Annotated in this window: 14 protein-coding genes; 5 read left to right on the forward strand and 9 right to left on the reverse strand. The window is 71.4% G+C overall.

The features are described from left to right. Positions 1–96 precede the first annotated feature (96 nt). Positions 97–666: a hypothetical protein gene (locus ACIBQ1_RS37680; protein ID WP_397284374.1), complete on the reverse strand. Its 570-nt coding sequence runs from the start codon at positions 664–666 to the stop codon at positions 97–99. A 654-nt stretch (positions 667–1,320) separates the two neighbouring features. After that, positions 1,321–2,277, reverse strand: a complete 957-nt coding sequence (locus tag ACIBQ1_RS37685) for an oxidoreductase (RefSeq protein ID WP_397284376.1) — start codon at positions 2,275–2,277, stop codon at positions 1,321–1,323. A gap of 95 nt (positions 2,278–2,372) precedes the next feature. On the opposite strand from ACIBQ1_RS37685, the gene ACIBQ1_RS37690 reads away from it, so the two are divergent. Then, the gene (locus ACIBQ1_RS37690; RefSeq protein WP_397284378.1) at positions 2,373–2,990 is read left to right on the forward strand and encodes a TetR/AcrR family transcriptional regulator; all 618 of its coding nucleotides are present in this window, start codon (positions 2,373–2,375) and stop codon (positions 2,988–2,990) included. Between the two features lie 51 nt (positions 2,991–3,041). Here the strand turns inward: ACIBQ1_RS37690 and ACIBQ1_RS37695 are convergent, their stop codons facing one another. The 7 genes from ACIBQ1_RS37695 to ACIBQ1_RS37725 form a co-directional block, all read right to left on the reverse strand. After that, positions 3,042–4,031, reverse strand: coding sequence for an aldo/keto reductase family protein (locus ACIBQ1_RS37695; RefSeq protein WP_397284380.1), 990 nt, complete (start codon positions 4,029–4,031; stop codon positions 3,042–3,044). A gap of 133 nt (positions 4,032–4,164) precedes the next feature. After that, positions 4,165–4,413, reverse strand: a complete 249-nt coding sequence (locus tag ACIBQ1_RS37700) for a hypothetical protein (protein ID WP_397284382.1) — start codon at positions 4,411–4,413, stop codon at positions 4,165–4,167. A 300-nt stretch (positions 4,414–4,713) separates the two neighbouring features. Continuing rightward, the gene (locus ACIBQ1_RS37705; RefSeq protein ID WP_397284384.1) at positions 4,714–5,886 is read right to left on the reverse strand and encodes an MFS transporter; all 1,173 of its coding nucleotides are present in this window, start codon (positions 5,884–5,886) and stop codon (positions 4,714–4,716) included. Continuing rightward, positions 5,883–6,656: a DeoR/GlpR family DNA-binding transcription regulator gene (locus tag ACIBQ1_RS37710; protein ID WP_397284386.1), complete on the reverse strand. Its 774-nt coding sequence runs from the start codon at positions 6,654–6,656 to the stop codon at positions 5,883–5,885. The genes ACIBQ1_RS37705 and ACIBQ1_RS37710 overlap by 4 nt, the downstream gene beginning before the upstream one ends. Positions 6,657–7,015: 359 nt before the next feature. After that, complete coding sequence (locus tag ACIBQ1_RS37715; protein WP_397284387.1) at positions 7,016–8,044, reverse strand: LLM class flavin-dependent oxidoreductase; 1,029 nt, start codon at positions 8,042–8,044, stop codon at positions 7,016–7,018. A 487-nt stretch (positions 8,045–8,531) separates the two neighbouring features. Then, on the reverse strand, positions 8,532–10,316 hold the full coding sequence (locus ACIBQ1_RS37720) for a DUF5605 domain-containing protein (RefSeq protein WP_397284389.1): 1,785 nt from the start codon (positions 10,314–10,316) through the stop codon (positions 8,532–8,534). Between the two features lie 145 nt (positions 10,317–10,461). Then, positions 10,462–11,997 carry a sulfatase-like hydrolase/transferase gene (locus tag ACIBQ1_RS37725; RefSeq protein WP_397284391.1) on the reverse strand — a complete coding sequence of 512 codons (1,536 nt, stop codon included), beginning with the start codon at positions 11,995–11,997 and terminating at the stop codon, positions 10,462–10,464. A gap of 100 nt (positions 11,998–12,097) precedes the next feature. Here ACIBQ1_RS37725 and ACIBQ1_RS37730 point away from each other — a divergent pair, with 100 nt between their 5' ends. From ACIBQ1_RS37730 to ACIBQ1_RS37745, 4 genes are read left to right on the forward strand one after another with little or no spacing between them, the layout of a single operon-like run. Continuing rightward, a complete protein-coding gene (locus tag ACIBQ1_RS37730; protein WP_397284636.1) occupies positions 12,098–12,691 on the forward strand; it encodes a TetR/AcrR family transcriptional regulator in 594 nt (197 codons plus the stop codon). Beyond that, positions 12,688–15,126, forward strand: a complete 2,439-nt coding sequence (locus tag ACIBQ1_RS37735) for a beta-glucosidase (RefSeq protein WP_397284393.1) — start codon at positions 12,688–12,690, stop codon at positions 15,124–15,126. The genes ACIBQ1_RS37730 and ACIBQ1_RS37735 overlap by 4 nt, the downstream gene beginning before the upstream one ends. Positions 15,127–15,177: 51 nt before the next feature. Then, positions 15,178–16,761 carry an ABC transporter substrate-binding protein gene (locus ACIBQ1_RS37740; protein WP_397284395.1) on the forward strand — a complete coding sequence of 528 codons (1,584 nt, stop codon included), beginning with the start codon at positions 15,178–15,180 and terminating at the stop codon, positions 16,759–16,761. Positions 16,762–16,773: 12 nt separating this feature from the next. Further along, on the forward strand, positions 16,774–17,721 hold the full coding sequence (locus ACIBQ1_RS37745; RefSeq protein WP_397284397.1) for an ABC transporter permease: 948 nt from the start codon (positions 16,774–16,776) through the stop codon (positions 17,719–17,721). Position 17,722 lies beyond the last annotated feature (1 nt).

Here is a 17,722-nt window from a genome sequence, read left to right on the forward strand (position 1 = left end):
CCGGCGTGATCGCTGTCCGGGCTTCATGACCACTGACTGATGTCTGTGCCGGTTCCGTACCTGGTCCTACCCGAACCGGCCTATCTGCGCGACCTCTTACTCGTGAGGGAGCAGATAACGCCACGAGAGCGCGATGTGCTCGCCGGTTGACGTGCGATAGACGTGCCAGGATCCGTCACCTGGTATCAACCGGGTGATCGTGCGCGCCTTGTTGCCCTTGTAGTCCTTGCTCCCCGAGCGCGCCTGTGTCTCGGGCGGAAGGGGGACGCCCCCCGGCAAGCGCTTGGCGGGCGTCGCAGGAACCGTGACCTGCTCGGCTGACAGTCGTACACGGTCGGTGGAGTAGTTCCCGCCCTGTGTGGTCACGCGGTCGGCCAAGCGGGCCAGGCGGTCGCGGGCGGTGACGAGCTCGGCGTCGTAGCCGGCTGCGGCCTGTTCCATAGACGGCACGTGTACCTCGCGCATCCCGCTGCCGCTGTGGACGCCGAGGACCGTAGCAGGCGCGTCATAGATCCTCGGCGTTCCCGGCCGGGGCGAGGCAGTGGCGGGTTGCCCTGCCAGGTCATGATTGAGGGCCTCGACCAGGGTTTTGACCTCGGCGGGTGAAAGGCGCAGCTCGTGCGCGGCGTTGGCGATGGCCCGGCCGTCAGCGTAGACCGCCAGCATGGGAGGGCGCACGGCCGGGAGGCCCGGGGCCATCAAACCACCCACCCGCAGCCATTCGGCGACAAGGCGCTGCGCAGGTCCGGTTGAGGCCGGCTCAGGGGCTGGCCGACCGGTCTGCTCCAGCCTCGGCATGGTCCCGCTCTCTTGAACTCCCGTGCTGCTACACGCCGCAAGTATCAACACCAGAGCGACGACCCAACTCCATCTCATATCCCTCAAACGATCACCTTCGGCGCGCGGTTCAGGCGTGGTGTCACGACGCCGTACTCCGGACGTCCCTGCTCTCCCGGCGGACGCTGCCGCCCTTCACCGACGCGATCGACGAGCCTGGTTCCCGGCGGTGAGCAGCATGGCGAGACGCTCGGCCGGGGTGTCCCGGTCGAGCGTCTTCCGTGGCCTGGCGTTCAATTCAGCGCCGACGGCGTCGAGCTGGTCGTGCGTATGGACCGAGGTGGATCAGGTCGCCTCCGGCCCTCGTCGCTGGAGTGGTACAGGTGCGGTGTGCCGGACTGGAGGAGGGCCGCCGGCTTGGAGAAGCCGAGTTTCGCGCGGACCGCCCGCTGCTGTGCGCCGTCCGGACGGGAGAGCCCACGCCTCGGCTCTCAACCGGCAAGGTACGGCCCCCACCAGGCGGGCCAGACGACCGCTCCCCCGTCACCGCAGGCGGGTCCCGGTGGTGACGGGAAGGTCGTAGGTGACGCCGGTCAGGCGTTCGGAGAGCTGCCACAGGCGAGTGGCCGTGTCCGTGTCGCGCATGGCGCGCTCGCGAGCACGACGCGTGGGCTCACCGCGCAACTGCAGCGGCCCGTCGGGAACGATGTAGCTGCCGCCGGGCAGGTCCGGTACGGTCGCCGCGTACAGGGAGGTCTTCGCCCCCTCCGGGGTGGGGCGGAAGGCCGCGCGCACCAGCAGGCGCGTGAGAGTCGTGTACAGCCGCCCCCTGCCGCTGTTGGCGCCGCCGGTGAGCACGTTGGTGCGGGTGAGCCCGGGCGCGACGGCCATGCTGCGCAGCTTCAGCCCGGCGGCGTCGGCCCGGCGCTGCAGTTCCGTGGCGAAGTAGAGGTTGGCCCGCTTGGACTGCACGTACGCGAACGCCGTGCGGTAGCGACGCTCGGCGTTGAGGTTTTCCAGGTCGAAGCGGGCGAAACGCTGCCCCTCACTGCTGACGGTGACCACCCGCGGCTCGGGCGCGGCGAGCAGGTGCGGAAGAAGCAGGCCGGTCAGGGCGAAGGTGCCCAGATGGTTGACGCCGAACTGCGACTCGAACCCGTCGGCGGTCAGCGCGTAGGGCACCATCGCCACCCCGGCGTTGTTGACCAGCAGATCGAGCCGGTCGCGGTCCCATCCGGCGGCGAACTCCCGGATGGAGGTCAAGCTGCCCAGGTCCACCCGCCGCAGTTCCAGGTGAACGCCGGGCACCTCACCGCGCATGCGGGTCAGGGCGGCCTGGCCGCGTTCGGGGTCGCGGCAGGCCAGCACGACGTGCGCGCCGAGGCGGGCGAGTTCGCGGGCGGTGATGAAGCCGATGCCGCTGTTGGCTCCGGTCACCACGGCAACGCGACCGGCCTGGTCGGGCATGGCGTGGAGGGTCCAGGGAGGAGATTTGCGCATGATGTGCCACCTAAGGAACGCAGCCGATCGCAACTCCTAGTTGCGATACATTCATCCTGTCACCCGCCCCGCAGGTATCGCAACTTGGAGTTGCAATGCAGTCCGATCAGCCCTCCGCCCGACCGGTCGGCCGCGGCGCCAAAGTACGCGCCGCCGTCCACGCCGCCGCACTCGCCGAACTCGTGGACAAGGGCTACGCCGCGCTGACCGTCGAGAACGTCGCCCAACGCGCCGGAGTCCACAAGACGACGGTGTACCGGCGGTGGAAGGATCGCGAAAGCCTGCTCACCGACGCCCTGGCCGAACACATGGCGCTGGACATCCCGGCCCCTGACACCGGGGCGATCGAGAGCGACCTGCGGGCTCTGGCGCGCTCGCTCGTCCAGGCGTTCACCAGCCCGACCGGGCAGGCCATCCTCGCCGCCATGCTCACCGGGGCCGCGCACCTCCCGGAGATCGCCGCTGCCCGGCGCCACGTGTTCGACGACCGGCTCGCCAGAGCCGAACCGGTGGTCACCCGCGCGATCAAGCGCGGCGAGCTTCCCCAGGGCACCGACCCCGCCGAGCTGCTGAAGACCCTGGCCGCGCCGATCTACCTGCGCCTGCTCATCACCGCCGAACCGGTCGACGAGACGACCGCCGACCAGGCGGTCCGCGTCACGCTCGCCGCCGCACGCGCCGGCGCCCTGCGGCGACCCGTTCCCGGCTCTTGAGGCTGCGCGGTTCCGCTCGTCCTGCTCATGTCCCCCGAGGCAAAGGGCCCTTCACGGGCTCGTCGTCAGCGCCGGGTCCGTTTCGACGACGCCGTCGAGCACCTGATCGATACGCCCCATAAGCTCGGCGTCGAGCCGGACCCCGGCCGCCATGACGTTCTCCCGCACCTGCTCGGGCCGCGACGCCCCGATGATCGCCGAAGCCACGTTGGGGCGCTGCAACACCCACGCCAGCGCGAGCTGCCCCAGGGACAACCCGGCCTCATCGGCCAGGGGACGCAGCCGCTGCACCCGCACCAGCACGTCCTCGCGCAGGAAGGGCTGGATGAAACTGCCCGCACCGTTCACGTCGGCGCCGCGCGACCCGGTGGGCGGCGGCTGTCCCGGCCGATACTTGCCCGTCAGCACGCCCTGCGCGACAGGGGACCAGGCGAGCTGACCGAGCCCTTCCCGTTCGCACGCCGGCACGACCTCGGCTTCGATCACCCGCCACAACGCGCTGTACTGGGCCTCGTTGGAGACCAACGGCACGCGCAGGTCGCGGGCGAGCGCGGCGCTCCTCGTGATCTGCTCGGCCGTCCATTCGGAGACGCCGACATAAAGCACGTGGCCCTGCCGGACCAGGTCCGCGAATGCCGACATGGTCTCCTCCAGCGGCACCGTCCGATCAAATCGATGCGCCTGGTACACGTCGAGATAGTCGGTGCCCAGCCGCCGCAGCGAGGCGCGCGCCGACTCCATGATGTGCTTGCGGCCAAGGCCATTGTCATTGGGCCCGCCCGGCCCGGTGGGCCAGAACACCTTCGTGGATATCTCCAGGCTTTCCCGCCGCTGTCCTTTCAGCGCACGGCCGAGCACCGACTCGGCCGCGGTGTTCGCGTACGCGTCCGCGGTGATGAACGTGGTGATGCCCGCGTCCAGCGCCGCCGTGACGCACGCCCGAGCGCGTTCTTCCTGGTCCGGGGCATCGTAGGCGAGCCAGTGCCCATAGGAGACAGCGCTGACGGAGAGGCCGCTACGGCCGAGACGACGAAATTCCATGCGTTTACGATAACCCTCGATTTCGACCGCCAAAGCCTTTATCGAGTCGATTTGACAAATTCAACTCAGTGCGTTCTGAGAGAAAATCAAGAGAGCATATTCCGGCGGAACTGTCAAATGTCGCGCGGAGGATTCATGGGACCGGTTCGAGGCCGAGTGTGGCCTGGCTGCGGCAGGCGTTCAGCCTCACCCGAACGGCTTCCGGCCGATCGGCGAGTACGGCGATCGCAAGCAGTGGGAAGACCATCCCGAGCTCACCGGCGATCTGGTGCCCTTCGCCACCAACGACACCGACACGTTCTTCGCCCTGTGGCGGCTCGACGACCGTACCGACCTGGCCGACCTGCCTGTTGTGGCGCTGGGGAGCACGGCGGGCGCCCATGTCGTCGCCCGTGACGTCCGGGAGTTCCTCCAGCTGATCGCCGGGCTCACCGACACCGAGATCTGGTGTGTCGCGGCCCGGGTGTGCCTGCGTGCCTGCGAACCGCCCTCGGGCGCGAGAGGTTCCTGTCCTGGCTGGAAGGGACCTTCGGACTGCGCCCCGCCGACGACCCGGCCGCCGTCATCGCGACCGCGCGGGCAGAGCTCGGTGAACGACTGGCGAGCCGGCGTACCCGAGGCAGAGCGCCGAGCTCTCCGCCCGGGAACTGAAGGCGGCCGAACGTGGGACGCCCATGCGAGGCTAGCGGACAGGCGTACGCGTGCGTAGCGCTGTGGCCGTCAGGGCGACGAAGGCGGCCAGCACCGCCGGGATGACCAGCGCGAGGGGCAGGCCGGCCAGCTGGGCCGCCGCCCCGATGAACACCGGCCCCGACAGGAGCCCCAAGTACCCGATGGAGGCCACCCGCGCCAGCGCCCGGCCCGCGAAGGCGGGATTGCGGTGGCCGGCGGCCGAGAACACCTGCGGCACGATGCACGACAGCCCGGCCCCGAAACAGCCGAACCCGATCACCCCCGCCACCGGATGCCCGCCCAGCAGCGCGAACCCCAGCCCCGCGGCGGCCAGCAGCCCGCAGCAGCGCACCAGCGGCACCGCCCCGAACCTGGCCGCCAGCCGGTCGCCCATCAATCGCCCCACCGTCATCATGATGGAGAACGCGGCATACCCAGCGGCCGCGAACCCCGGCGAGGCGGCCAGGTCCTCGCGCAGGTAGACCGAACTCCAGTCGGCCGAGGCGCCCTCGCCCACCAGGCAGCAGAACGCCAGCACGCCCAGGAAGACGATTCCCGTGGGCCGCGCGTCAGCCTCACCCGAATGCGAGGCCGGGTGCTGGGCGGCGGACGGGACCGAGCGCAGGGCCCAGCGGGCGGCCCAGGTCGCCAGCAGCGCGATCACCACCCCCATCGACACGAACGTGGCCGCGGCAGAGAGGTCGAAATGCGCGAACAGGCCGCCCGCCGTGGCGCCCGCGAACCCGCCGATGCTGTAGACCGCGTGGAACGACGACATGATCGGCCGCCCGTAGGCCCGCTCCACCTCCACCGCGTTGGCGTTCATGGCCACGTCGAGGATCCCGTGCACGGTCCCGAACGCCAGCAGCGTCCCCGCCAGCGCCCACAGACCCGGGGCGTAGGCGGGCGGCACGAGCACGACGCCCTGCAGAAGTGCGGCCGGGATCATGACGCGGCTGCTGCCGTGCCGGTCGACCAGCCGGCCCACCGCGGTCATCCCGGCCATCGCCCCGCCGGCGATGGCCAGCAGGGCGAGGCTGAACTCGCCGTCTCCCAGCCCGAGGTGCTCCTTGATGGCGGGGATGCGGGCCGTCCAGGTGCCCATGGCCGTGCCGGCCAGGAAGAAGAGCAGGTAGACCGCCGTACGCTCACGCTTGAGGCGGCCGCCGGGCGCGGTGCTCACCCGGCCTCCCTGACCGTCACCCCGGCCGCCATCAGGGCGTCGCGCTCCTCCCCCGGTATGCCGGAGTCCGTCACCACCACGTCCAGCCGCGAGATCGGGCACACCGCGCCGAAGGCCGTACGCGTGAACTTGCCCGAGTCGCACGCCACGATCACCCGCCGCGCCGAGGCGATGGCCGCCTGCTTGACCGCCACCTCCGGCAGGTCGTGCGCGGTCAGCCCGTGCTCGGCCGACAGGCCGCAGCAGCCGATCACCGCCGTGTCGAACCGCAACGCCTTCAACGAGTTCTCGGTCAGCGGGCCCATGAAGTTCAGCTCGCCCTGGCGCACCTCGCCGCCGGGCAGCACCAGCCGTACGCGTGGCGCGGAGGCCAGCAGCGACACCGACTGCAGGGCCAGCGGCAGCACGGTCAGGCGGCGGTCGTGCAGGGCACGGGCCACCTCCAGCGCGGTCGTGCCGCCGTCCAGCACCACCGCCTCCCCGTCGGCGATCAGGGTCGCGGCCTCCGCGCCGATGCGCTGTTTGGCCTCCACCGCCTCCCGCTCACGTACGCCGAACGGCGGCTCCTCGCCGCGCAGCAGCAGCGACAGCGCCCCTCCCCTGACCCGGCGCACCACGCCCTGCTGGGCCAACTCGTCCAGGTCGCGCCTGATGGTCATCTCCGAGACACCGTGCTCAGCGGCCAGCTCGGCGACCGAGACGCTGTCGTTGGTGCGCAAGGCGTTCATGATGGCTCTCAAACGGTCCACGTGTTCATACAAACACGACATATGTGCGCAATTCAATGGGTGAGCCTATCGGGCGCGGCGACGCGCCCTGTGGACCTGCGATCCGACCACGGGTGAACGCGTGGCACACCCCATCGATCTTGACAGCGCCGCGCCCGGGGCAACGGCGCGACGGCCGCCGCCGTGGTGGATGGCCGCCGCTTTCCGTCCCCGACGGCCGTGACCGCCACCGAGATCAACGGCGAGCCCGCCGTCGTAACCGGCCACCACGACGGCACCATCCGAGTCTGGAACATCTCCGCCACCTGAGCGGCGACCAGCCGCCAGGGGCCGGCCGGTGCGCAGTCATGCCCAGGCCGCTTCCTGCCCGCCGGATGGCCGGCCAGGGATCGCAGGCCGGGCTAGGGTTTCGCGCTCGGGTGGAGCCGGGTGGCGATGGAGGCGACCAGTTCGTAGGATCGGCGGCGGTCCGCGTGGTGGTAGAGCGGAGTGGTGAGCAGGAGCTCGCCGGTGCCGGTGTCGTCGAGCAGCGATTGCAGGAGCGCAGTCACCGTGGCGGGGCTTCCGACGAGGACGCCGCCGGAGCGAGCGGTGATTTCGGCGCGGTCGTCGTCGGTGTAGGGGTACGCTGCCGCGTCTTCGGGGCTGGGCAGCAGGATGCGGTCCCCTCGGACCCGGCTGAGCACCTTCAGCCGGGTGGAGCCGGCGAGCCATTCGGCGCGTTCGTCGTCCTCGGCGGCGATGACGGACACGCTGACCAGCGTCGTCGGTGTCGCGGCGTGGTCTGAGGGGCGGAACCGCTCCCGGTACGTGCGCATGGCGTCCACCGCCGTCTCCGCGTTGAGGTGGTGGGCGAAGGCGTAGGGCAAGCCGAGTTCGGCGGCGAGTTCGGCGCTGGTGGTCGTGGAGCCGAGCAGCCAGATCGGCGGGGCGTTTCCGCCGAGGACGGGAATCGCCTTGACCTGCGCGTCGTCGCGCGGGTCGAGGTAGTCGAGGAGTTCGTCGAGCTGCCGGCGAAAGGGCTTCGCGGTCCGCTCCTTCTCGGGACGAACCGCGTCCGCGGCCGGCTTGGACCCGCCCGGCGCGCGGCCGAGGCCGAGGTCGATCCGTCCCGGGTGGAGTGCGGCCAGCGTGCCGAACTGCTCGGCCACCACGATCGGGGCGTGGTTGGGCAGGAGCACCCCGCCCGCGCCGACGCGGAGGCGGCGTGTGGCGTTCGCGAGGTGGCCGACGAGGACGGCGGGGGCCGAGCCGGCGACGCCGCGCATGCTGTGATGTTCGGAGACCCAGTTGCGGTGGTAGCCCAGCGCGTCGGCCAGGATCGCGAGATCCACCGTGTTGTGCAGGGCCTGCCTGGGTGTGGAACCTTGCACGATCGGGGAGGTGTCCAGCACCGAAACGCGTACGTCAGCCTGTCGGCACCCGTGCATGCTCGTCCTCTCCGGTCACGCCATGCCTGCGGGACTCACCGTGCCAGGGATCCGTCTCCAGCGCGGTATCGCGGGCTGGGAGAAGTATCCCCGGAGGGGCAGGACAGACTTGGCCGGCTCGGCGGCCCGGGACCTCACCGGCCGCGATCGGCCCCGGCGCCGATGTCGACGCCGGGCAGTACCTGGGGGCCGGCGCGGATGCCGGCGTCGCGGTCGCTCAGGGGTCCAGGTAGCGGGTGCTGGATGCGTTGCCCCCCGCGCCGCCCCGCGCGGTGCGAGCGGCTCGGGGTGCACCGGTCGATGGGTTCCGTCGGCGCGACAGGAGCCGTCACCGCGACGGATGCCCTCCGCAGGATGGGGCCCTCCGCGCGATAGGCCGTCCGCGTGACAGGACCCGTCCGCGTGGCGAGGGGTCGTCGGTACGAGCGCCGGCGGTCAGCCCAGCCGTCCGGAACGCCAGGCAGCGCTCACCGCTGCGGCCCGTCGATCACCCACCATGCCCGGCGGTCCCGTCACTGGCGACGCAGCGGATCGCCATGTATTGGCGCGCCGGCAAGGGGACCCGGAAGCTGCCCGAGTAGGTGCCCGGCAGCCTTTCGACGGTCATGTTCCACGTGTCGATCACGTCGACCGTCCAGACCGTGCCGGGCTCCATCGTGACGTCGCGATACGACGGCCGGTTGAAGCCGAAGTAGGCGATCAGGTAACGCGACGCCACGCCGCCCCAGGGGGTGTCCCAGTCGCTCGGCAGCGGCTCGAGCACGCCGGTCGGTGACTCCTCGGTGATCCGCCTGAGGAAGGCGATCCGATCCGGACTTGTGCCGACGAGCTCTCCGCCCTTCGACCACCACAGCTCTTCGCGGTCGTTGAGGTACGTCTCCCCATGCCCGACATAGCCGCCGCGCACCGCGCCTTCCCAGAACCGCCGGGTCATCTCCTCGCCGGTGATGTTGCCCCACCCCTGGTCGATGTCGCCTTCGTAGGCGCATTCGTCGACGACGACGGGTTTGCCCCACTGGTCGCGCCACTGGTCGATGTTCTCGGCGGTGCGGTACACGTCGATGCGCTGCACGCTCGCGTGCGTGATCCACGGCCGGCTGTAGTCGTAGAAGCCGAAGCAGTTGTGGATCGAGAGCAGGTGCCCGACCGGGTCCTCTTCGACGACGATCGCGGCCAGCCGCTCCCAGTCGTCGACGGTCTTCGAGAACAGCAGGTCGTACTCGTTCGCGAGCGACCACCAGACGTTCGGCAATGCCGACAACCGCCGCACCACGTACCGGACGTAGCGGTCGTCCGCGGCGGTGCCCATGTCCGAGAAGCCCCAGCGGTCGTAGGCGTGGAACAGGATGACGTCGGCTTCGACGCCGATCGCGGCGAGCTCCGCGACCCGGCGTTCGAAAGCGCGGAAGTAGGCGGGGTTGAAGCGGGTGTGGTCCCACCCGCCGTCGCCGTCCGGCTCGAACGGGTAGAGCGGCGGCTCGTTGGCGTTGAAGAGATACGACTTGGGGAAGACCCCCATCCGGATCTTGGTGAACGGCGACTCGGCAAGCGTGCGCAGGGTCTGTTCCTGCAGCGCTTCGCTCTGGTGGGTCCAGGCGTACGCGGTCGTGCCGAGCGGCAGATGGCGCGTGCCGTCCGCGTGCGCGAAGTGGTACCCGTCGGCCGCCCGGACCGGCCCTCGACCGGCACCGGCCGCCGCCGTGAGCTCGACGGTGACGCCGTCGAGGGACGGCGTGGTCGCCTCCGTCGTGACGAACCAGCGTCCGGCCTGGTCGGGCAGCAGCCGGACGCGCCAGGTGCCGTCGCCGTCGTAGAAGCCGCCGAGCCGGCGGGTCGACCCGTCGGGGGCGGTCGCGCGGGCGCGCAACTCGACGTCGACGAACGGGTTGCCATGGCTCGGTCCGGCCAGGGCGAGCTCCCAGGTCGCCCACACTTCGCCCGTGGCGGGCGCGGAGAGCACGCCGGCCGAGCCGCGCGGCGTGCCGGCCGGCTCGTAGCAGGGGTCCGGCGTGATCGCCGGCGGATCGGCGCGCACGCCCGGGTCGCCGGCATCGAGCGCGGCGAGCTCGCGCCACAGGTCGTCGAGCTGTTCGGGGGTGAGCCGGGCGTACGGACCGGCGGCCGTGATCTTGCCGAGGGTGCGCCGGCGCAGTTGGAGGAGCAGGGGCGAGTTCACGACGCCGGGCAGTGTGCGCCGGATGACGCCGCGGGCCTCGGCGTGGTCCAGGACGTCGGCGAGCAGACTGTCCGGTCCGAATCCCCGCCCGCTCATGCCCTGACGCCCGGACCAGCGCCCAAAGTGCCGCCCAGAGCACTGCCTGGAGTTCCGCCCGGGGGCCGGTGCTTCGCCTGGCCCCTCTCGCGGGCGCCGGGGTGCGACGGGGCCGGGACCTTTCTGTCGAGCAACGGTGTTCCTCTCATCTCGCGTTCGTGTCCGGCCCGCCATGGGAGACGCCGGCATCGGACGCGGCCTTCCGCGGACGCGTGCCCGGAGCGGGGAGGGAGACGTGGGGCATCCGGGTGTCCGCCTGCTCCGGCAGGGTGTCCGCGGTCTCCACCAGCCAGCGCAGCAGCGCGCCGGACAGCCGGGCCTCGACCTCGGCGAGGTCGGGGCGTCCGGCGAGGTTGTGCGCCTCGTGCGGGTCAGCCGAGCGGTCGTAGAGCTCGGCGGGCTCGTACAGGCGCCACACGTACGTCCAGCGGCCGTCGCGGACGGCGGCGGCCTTGCCCACGGTCATCGGCCGCTCGTGCTGCAGCGCCGTCTTGCGGTCGTACGGAAAACCGCTGCGCTCGAACTTCGGCTCCTCCTCGACGAGGAAACCGCCCTCGCTGAACGCGTACTCGCGATGCCCCTCGGCGGGGTCGCGCAGCACCGGGAGCAGGCTGCGGCCGAAGTGGTGATGCGCCGCCCGCACTTCGGCGAGATCGAGCACGGTCGGGAAGACGTCGATCAGCTCGACCATGGCATCGACCGCGCCGTGCGCCGGCAGCCCGCCGCCGCTGATGATCAGCGGATCGCGGGTGATGCAGCTGTGCAGCGCCGACGGCCACTTCTCGACCACGCCGAAGTCGCCGGCGTACTCGCCGTGGTCGGAGAAGAACACCGTCACGGTACGGTCGGCCGCGCCCGCCCGGCGCACGCCGTCGAGCAGGCGCCCGACGTGCGCGTCCAGCCGCGAGACCATGCCCTGGTAGGTGGCCCGGACCTCCCGCCACACCTCCGGCGTCGCCCGGTCAGTGCCGTAGTAGTCGCGGATCCCCTGCAGGTACGCGGGCTCCGGGCCGCTGCCCGACACGGGTTCGCCCACCGAGTCGCGACTGTGCAGGGAGAACCACGGTTCGGGGGCGCGGAACGGGCAGTGCGGCGCGACCAGCGGCGCGAACAGCACCCACGGCTCCTCCGGCGGGTCGGCGAGCCACTCCTCGGCGGTGCGCACGGCGGCCTCGTCGAAGTCGACGTCGCTCTCGTCGACCACGCGGCCCTGGTAGTACAGGCGGTCCCACAGGTCCGGATCGACCTCGGAGGCCATCGGCGGGAGCTCGGTGGCCGGCCCGGTGCCGCCGGCCCACCGGCCGCTGGTCGGCCGGTGGCCGAAGCCGTGCTCGTGGACGCCGAGCTCGGTGGCGCCGGGGCCGAAGGTGTCGCCGCGGTCCCCGGCCCAGGCCACGTGGTAGCCGTTCTCCTTGAGCGTGCGCAGGAAGTTCGGCTCGTCGGCGCGCAGCGGGGTCCCGAACGTACGGTGCCCGGCCGTGTGCGGATACCAGCCCGACAGGAACGACGCGCGGCTGGGCGAGCACACCGGGTGCTGCGCGTAGGCGTTGGTGAAGGCGGTGCCCGCCGCGGCGAGGCGGTCGAGGTTCGGAGTGCCCGCGGACGAGTTCCCGAAGGCGCCCACCGCGTCGGCTCTCAGCTGATCCGCGACCACCACCAGGAAATTCGGGCGGTACGTCATGGTCATCCTCCTGTTACTTAATTGGGGGGTAGCGTACCTTACCGAGTACTCGGTAAGGTCTGCCGAAACCGCGAGAAGCGAGGAGAAACTCTTGTCAGGAGTGGCACCGTCGGTGCGTAACCGCAGGCCGCCAGGCGTGCGTCGGGAGGAGATCCTGAGGGTCGCCACCGAGATGTTCGGCGACAGCGGTTACCGCGGTGTTTCGCTCGCCGACATCGCGGCCCGGGTCGGCATCTCCCAGCCCGGCCTGATCCACCACTTCAAGAACAAGGAAGAGCTGCTGCTCGCGGCCCTCGAACGGCGCGACGAGGACAGCCGGGATCACATGGACGCGATGTTCCAGGAGCTGTCGGTCACGGACGCGCTGATCTCGCTGTGCCGTCACAACGTCGAGGACCCGACGGCCATGCGCCTGTACGCCGTGGAGTCCGCGGAGAGCATCGAGCCGGGCCACCCCGCGCGCGAGTTCTTCCTGCGCCGTTACGCCCGGGTCCGTGAGCGCGTGGCCGAGCGCATCCGCCGGGACCAGGAGCTGCGCCGCCTGCCGGCCACGCTCGACCCGCACGTCCTGGCGGGCGAGATGATCGCCGTGATGGACGGGCTCCAGATCCAGTGGCTGCTCGATCCCACCATGGACCTCCCCGGACGCATGGCCGCCTATCTCGAACGACTCGTCATCAAGGAGGACCGGTGAACGGCGGACTCGAGGAGCACCTCGACGCCCTGGTCGGCAAGCTCGACCTTCCGCGGAAAGTGCGGCTGCTGACCGGGGCGTCCCACTGGGGCACCTACGCGGAGCCGGCCGTCGGACTGCGCGCGATCACCGTCTCGGACGGACCCGCCGGAGTGCGCGGCCCGGCGTGGGACAACGGCTCCCCGTCCGCGTGCCTGCCCTGCCCGACCGGGATCGCGGCGAGCTGGGACGTCGACCGCGCCGCCGCGGCCGGGCGCGTGCTCGCCGCGGAGGCCACCCGCAAGGACGTCGACGTGGTGCTGGCCCCCACGGCGAACCTCCAGCGCAGCCCGCTCGCCGGCCGGCATTTCGAGTGGTGGTCCGAGGACCCGGTCCTGACCGGCCGGCTGGCCGCCGCGCTGGTCGGAACGCTCCAGCGGCACGGCGTGGCGGCGACCGTGAAGCACTACGTCGCCAACGACTCGGAGACCGAACGCGCCACCGTCGACATTCGCCTCGACGAGCGCACGCTGCGCGAGGTGTATCTCGCCCCGTTCGAGCACATCGTCCGGAACGCGCGGCCGTGGCTGGTCATGGCGTCGTACAACGCGGTCAACGGGACCGCGATGACCGAGCACGACCTGCTCGACAGCCCGCTGCGCACGCGGTGGGGCTTCGACGGGCTCGTCATGTCCGACTGGTACGCCACCCGCTCGGTGGCCGCCGCCGCCTCGGCGGGCCTCGACCTCATCATGCCGGGCCCCGGCGGGCCGTGGGGCCCCGCGCTGGTGCAGGCCGTCACCGACGGCCTGGTCAGCGAGGCCGCGGTGGACGCGAAGGTGAAGAACCTCCTGCGGCTCGCCGCCCGGCTCGGTGCCCTCGACTCGGTGCCGGTGACCCGCACGCCGGTCACCGTCGACGCGCGCCGCGAGCTGCGCACGGCCGCCGCGGACGGAACCGTGCTGCTGCACAACTCCGGCGACCTTCTGCCGCTCGCGCCGGAGCGCCTGCGCCGCGTCGCGGTGTTCGGCGAGCTGGCCGGCAGCCCGCGCATCCAGGGCGGCGGCAGCGCCGAAGTGCGGCCGACCCACGTCGTGTCCCCGCTGGACGGGCTCGAAGCCGCTCTGCCCCCTGGCGTCCAGCTGACCTACACCGCGGGCAGCTATCTTGAGGGCGACCCCGCCCCGGTGCCGCCCGGGATGCTCGGCTCGCCCGTGCTGATCCGCTGGCTCGACGACGCGGACGCCGAGGTCGCGCGCGAGGAACGCCGCAACGCCGCCCTCGTACGGCTCGGCGCCGACGTGCCCGCGGGGGCCACCACCGTCGAGCTGACCACCCGGATCGTCCCCGACGTCTCGGGCACGTGGCAGCTCGGCCTCAGCGGGGCGGGCCGGATCGTGTTCACCGTCGGCGGCCGGACGCTGCTCGACGACGACGTGCGGCCGACGCACGAGGGCCCGGGAGCGGAGATCCTCACGCCGCCCGTGCGCACGTTCGACGTGCCGCTCGACGCGGGCAGGCCGGTCGACGTGCTGCTGCGGCAGCGGATGCCGAAGAGCGGCTGCGCCGTCTCGATCCGCTCCCGGCCGCCGCGGCGGACCGCGGCGGAGGAACTGGCCGTGGCCCGCGAGCAGGCCAGGGCCGCGGACGTCGCGATCGTCGTGGTCGGCACCAGCTCGCAGACCGAGAGCGAAGGCTTCGACCGGGCGGACCTGTCGCTGCCCGACGGGCAGGACGACCTGGTACGGGCGGTCGCCGCGGCGAACCCGAACACCGTCGTCGTGGTCAACGCGGGCGCGCCCGTGCTGCTGCCGTGGCGCCATGACGTCGCGGCAGTGCTCGTGACGTGGTTCGGCGGCCAGGAGTCCGGCGCCGCGCTCGCGGACGTGCTCCTCGGCCACGCCGAGCCCGGCGGCAGGTTGCCGATGACGTGGCCGGCCCATGGCGAGGACGTGCCGGTGCTCGACACGGCGCCCGCCGGCGGCCGGCTGGCCTACGGCGAAGGACTCCACGTCGGCTACCGCGCGTGGCTGCGCGCCGGGGTCGAGCCCGCGTACCCGTTCGGGCACGGCGTCGGCTACACGTCCTGGGGGCTCGTCGACGTCGACAGCGTCGTTGACGGCGACAGCGACAGCGACAGCGGACCGGACGCGACCGTGCGGGTCTCCGTACGCAACACCGGTTCGCGGCCGGGCAAGCAGGTGCTGCAGGTCTACCTGGCGCGGCCCGGATCGGGCGTCGACCGCCCCGCCCGCTGGCTGGCCGGGTTCGCCGTCGTACGAGGCGAACCCGGCGAAACCCGCACCGCCGAGATCCCGCTGCCGCCGCGGTCCTTCCAGCACTGGGACGCGGAACGGCACGACTGGGCGGTCGAGCCTGGAACGTTCGAAGTCGCCATCGGATTCTCCTGCGCGGACATCCGTGGCACGACCTCGATCAAAGTGCACGAGGAGTGATCAACCGGGTCTCCCCCCGGCCCGAGAGAAAGTAAGTGAGGTGGTGCAGCGATGTACCCCAGCAATCGCCATGTCGATTCCATCCCCGGCGCGTCGGCCCTGTCGCGCCGGACGCTCCTCGGCGGCCTGGCCGCCCTCGGTGCGGCCGGCCTGACCGGCTGCCGCTCCGCGGTGAACGAGAGCAAGACAGCCGCTGCGGCCGGCGGCCCGGCCCGCGGCGGGACCATGGTCGCCACGGTCGCCGCGGCGCCGGACCCCGCGGCCTACTTCACCGGCCGCCCCGGCAACATCTTCTGGAACCGCAACGTCCTGGAGACGCTGGTCATGCTCGACCAGGACAACAAGCCTCAGCCCCTGCTGGCGACGAAGTGGGAGCTGCGGGACGACAACCGGACGTTGGTGCTGTCGCTGCGCGAGGGCGTCAAGTTCCACAGCGGCCGCGCCTTCACCGCGGACGACGTCGTGTTCACCCTCGAACGCGAGCTGGCCGGCGACGGCCTGGCCACGCTCACCGGCGCGATGAAGGGCTGGAAGGCGAGCGCCACCGGCCAGCACGAGGTCACGATCACCTCGCCGCGGCCGCTCCAGGAAGTGGTGCTGGACATCCTCGACTCGACGCCGATCATCGACCGCGAGAGCTACAAGGGGATCGCGGACGGGTCGAAGGTCATCGGCACGGGACCGTTCCTGTGGTCGGGCTACAAGGCCGGCACGGAGATCAAGATGACGCGTAACGACGCGTACTGGGAGCAGGGGCTGCCCTACCTCGACGGCATCGAGCTCACGGTCATCGGCGACTCCACCGCCCAGCTGGCGGCGCTGCGGTCGGGCCGGGCGCACCTGGCGAACGGGCTCACCATCCAGGACGCCAAGACGGTGGTGGACGACAAGAAGTTCCACCTCGACCTCAACCACGGGCTCGTGTACGCGCTGGGCTTCGACGTCACCAAGGCGCCCTTCGACAAGCCCGAGGTGCGCCGGGCCATCGGCTACGCCATCGACCGCCAGCGCATCAACCAGCAGGTCTTCGGCGGGGTCGGGACGACGACCAGCCTGCCATGGAGCGACGACGCGACCGGCTACCCCGCGGAGCTCGCCGCCACCTACTCCTACCAGCCGGACCGCGCGAAGCAGATGATCCAGGCCGCCGGGGCGGCCGGGGCCCGCTTCGAGATCGCCATGCACGCGCTGCCGGTGCCGCGCAACGTGATCGAGATCGTGGCCCGCAACCTGACGGACGTCGGGCTCCAGCCGTCGCCGCTCGAACTGCCCCAGGCGGAGTTCGAGCCGCGCCGGATCGCCGGCAAGCTGGGCCCCGCGTTCCTGACCTGGACCGCGGTGGCCAAGATGCCGCCGGCGCTCTCGCTGTTCGGATACCCGGACCTGCGCCCGGCCAAGAACACCTCGAACTACGACGACGACGGTTACCGCGAGCGCGCGCAGGCGCTGATCGACAGCGCCGACGAGAGCGAAACGACGCAGCGGCTGAAGGAGCTCTCGCAGTACCTGATCGACGCCGCGTTCCTCCAGACCATCGCCATCGTGCCGGCCACGGTCGTGCGCGCGAGCACCGCGCGGGACATCCTGGTCAGCCGCTACGGCCGCTCCATGCGTGCCGCCTACCTCACCCGGTGAACGGGGCCGTACATGATCCATTTTCTGGTCCGGCGCCTGCCGTCGGTCCTGCTCGTCCTGGTGGCGACGACCGCCATCGCCTTCCTGCTCCCCCGCCTGGCTCCCGGTGACCCGGCCGCCATCGCGGCGGGGCCGGAGGCCACGGCGGAGCAGGTCGCGGCGATCCGCGTCGAGATGGGGCTGGACCGTCCCATGGTCGAGCAGTACGTCCACTGGATGGGCGGGCTGCTCACCGGGGATCTGGGCCAGTCGCTGCAGTTCCACCGCCCGGTCTCCGAGCTGATCGCCAGCAGGGTGGAGAGCACGGTCGAGCTGACCGTCGCGTCCACGATCCTCCTGGTCCTGGTCTCGCTCGGGCTCGGAATCTTCGCCGGGTCGGCGCGTTCCCGGCTGTCCCGGTTCACCGCCGACGCGAGCAACACGGTGCTGCTGGCGATGCCGCCCTTCCTCGCCGGCCTGCTGCTGATCATCCTGTTCGGGGTGGTGTTCCGCCTGCTGCCGATCAGCGGGGAGGTCGCGGTGCTGGACGACCCGGTGATCGGCCTGCAGTACCTGATACTGCCCGCGGTGGCGATGGCGGTGCCGATGGGCGGCCACGTCGCCATGCTCGTCCAGTCCTCGATGGAGAACGCGTGGCGGCAGGACTACGTCGACCTCGCCGTGGCCAAGGGCGTGCCGCGAAGGTTGATCACCCTGCGCCACGTCGTCCGCAACAGCCTTGGACCCGCCGCCGTCACGATCGGCATGCGGTTCGGCGACATGCTCGCCGGTGCCGTCGTGATCGAGATGATCTTCGCGCGGAACGGGATCGGGCAGCTCGCGGTGTCGGGCGTGCTGAACGCGGACTACAACGTCGTACAGGTGATCATCGTCGGCACGGTGCTGATCGCCGTGGTCGTGCAACTGCTCACGGAGATCGCCATGGCGGTCCTGGATCCCCGCGTCAGGTTGGGAGCGTGAA

The organism is Nonomuraea sp. NPDC050153 (genome assembly GCF_044460125.1).
Classification (GTDB): Bacteria; Actinomycetota; Actinomycetes; order Streptosporangiales; family Streptosporangiaceae; genus Nonomuraea.

Coding starts and splice junctions, on each gene's coding strand:
- ACIBQ1_RS37680 (WP_397284374.1), bottom strand. CDS start 666: ATGCTGGCGGTCTACGCTGACGGCCGGGCCATCGCCAACGCCGCGCAC.
- ACIBQ1_RS37685 (WP_397284376.1), bottom strand. CDS start 2,277: ATGCGCAAATCTCCTCCCTGGACCCTCCACGCCATGCCCGACCAGGCC.
- ACIBQ1_RS37690 (WP_397284378.1), top strand. CDS start 2,373: ATGCAGTCCGATCAGCCCTCCGCCCGACCGGTCGGCCGCGGCGCCAAA.
- ACIBQ1_RS37695 (WP_397284380.1), bottom strand. CDS start 4,031: ATGGAATTTCGTCGTCTCGGCCGTAGCGGCCTCTCCGTCAGCGCTGTC.
- ACIBQ1_RS37700 (WP_397284382.1), bottom strand. CDS start 4,413: ATGGGCGCCCGCCGTGCTCCCCAGCGCCACAACAGGCAGGTCGGCCAG.
- ACIBQ1_RS37710 (WP_397284386.1), bottom strand. CDS start 6,656: ATGTCGTGTTTGTATGAACACGTGGACCGTTTGAGAGCCATCATGAAC.
- ACIBQ1_RS37715 (WP_397284387.1), bottom strand. CDS start 8,044: ATGCACGGGTGCCGACAGGCTGACGTACGCGTTTCGGTGCTGGACACC.
- ACIBQ1_RS37720 (WP_397284389.1), bottom strand. CDS start 10,316: ATGAGCGGGCGGGGATTCGGACCGGACAGTCTGCTCGCCGACGTCCTG.
- ACIBQ1_RS37725 (WP_397284391.1), bottom strand. CDS start 11,997: ATGACGTACCGCCCGAATTTCCTGGTGGTGGTCGCGGATCAGCTGAGA.
- ACIBQ1_RS37740 (WP_397284395.1), top strand. CDS start 15,178: ATGTACCCCAGCAATCGCCATGTCGATTCCATCCCCGGCGCGTCGGCC.
- ACIBQ1_RS37745 (WP_397284397.1), top strand. CDS start 16,774: ATGATCCATTTTCTGGTCCGGCGCCTGCCGTCGGTCCTGCTCGTCCTG.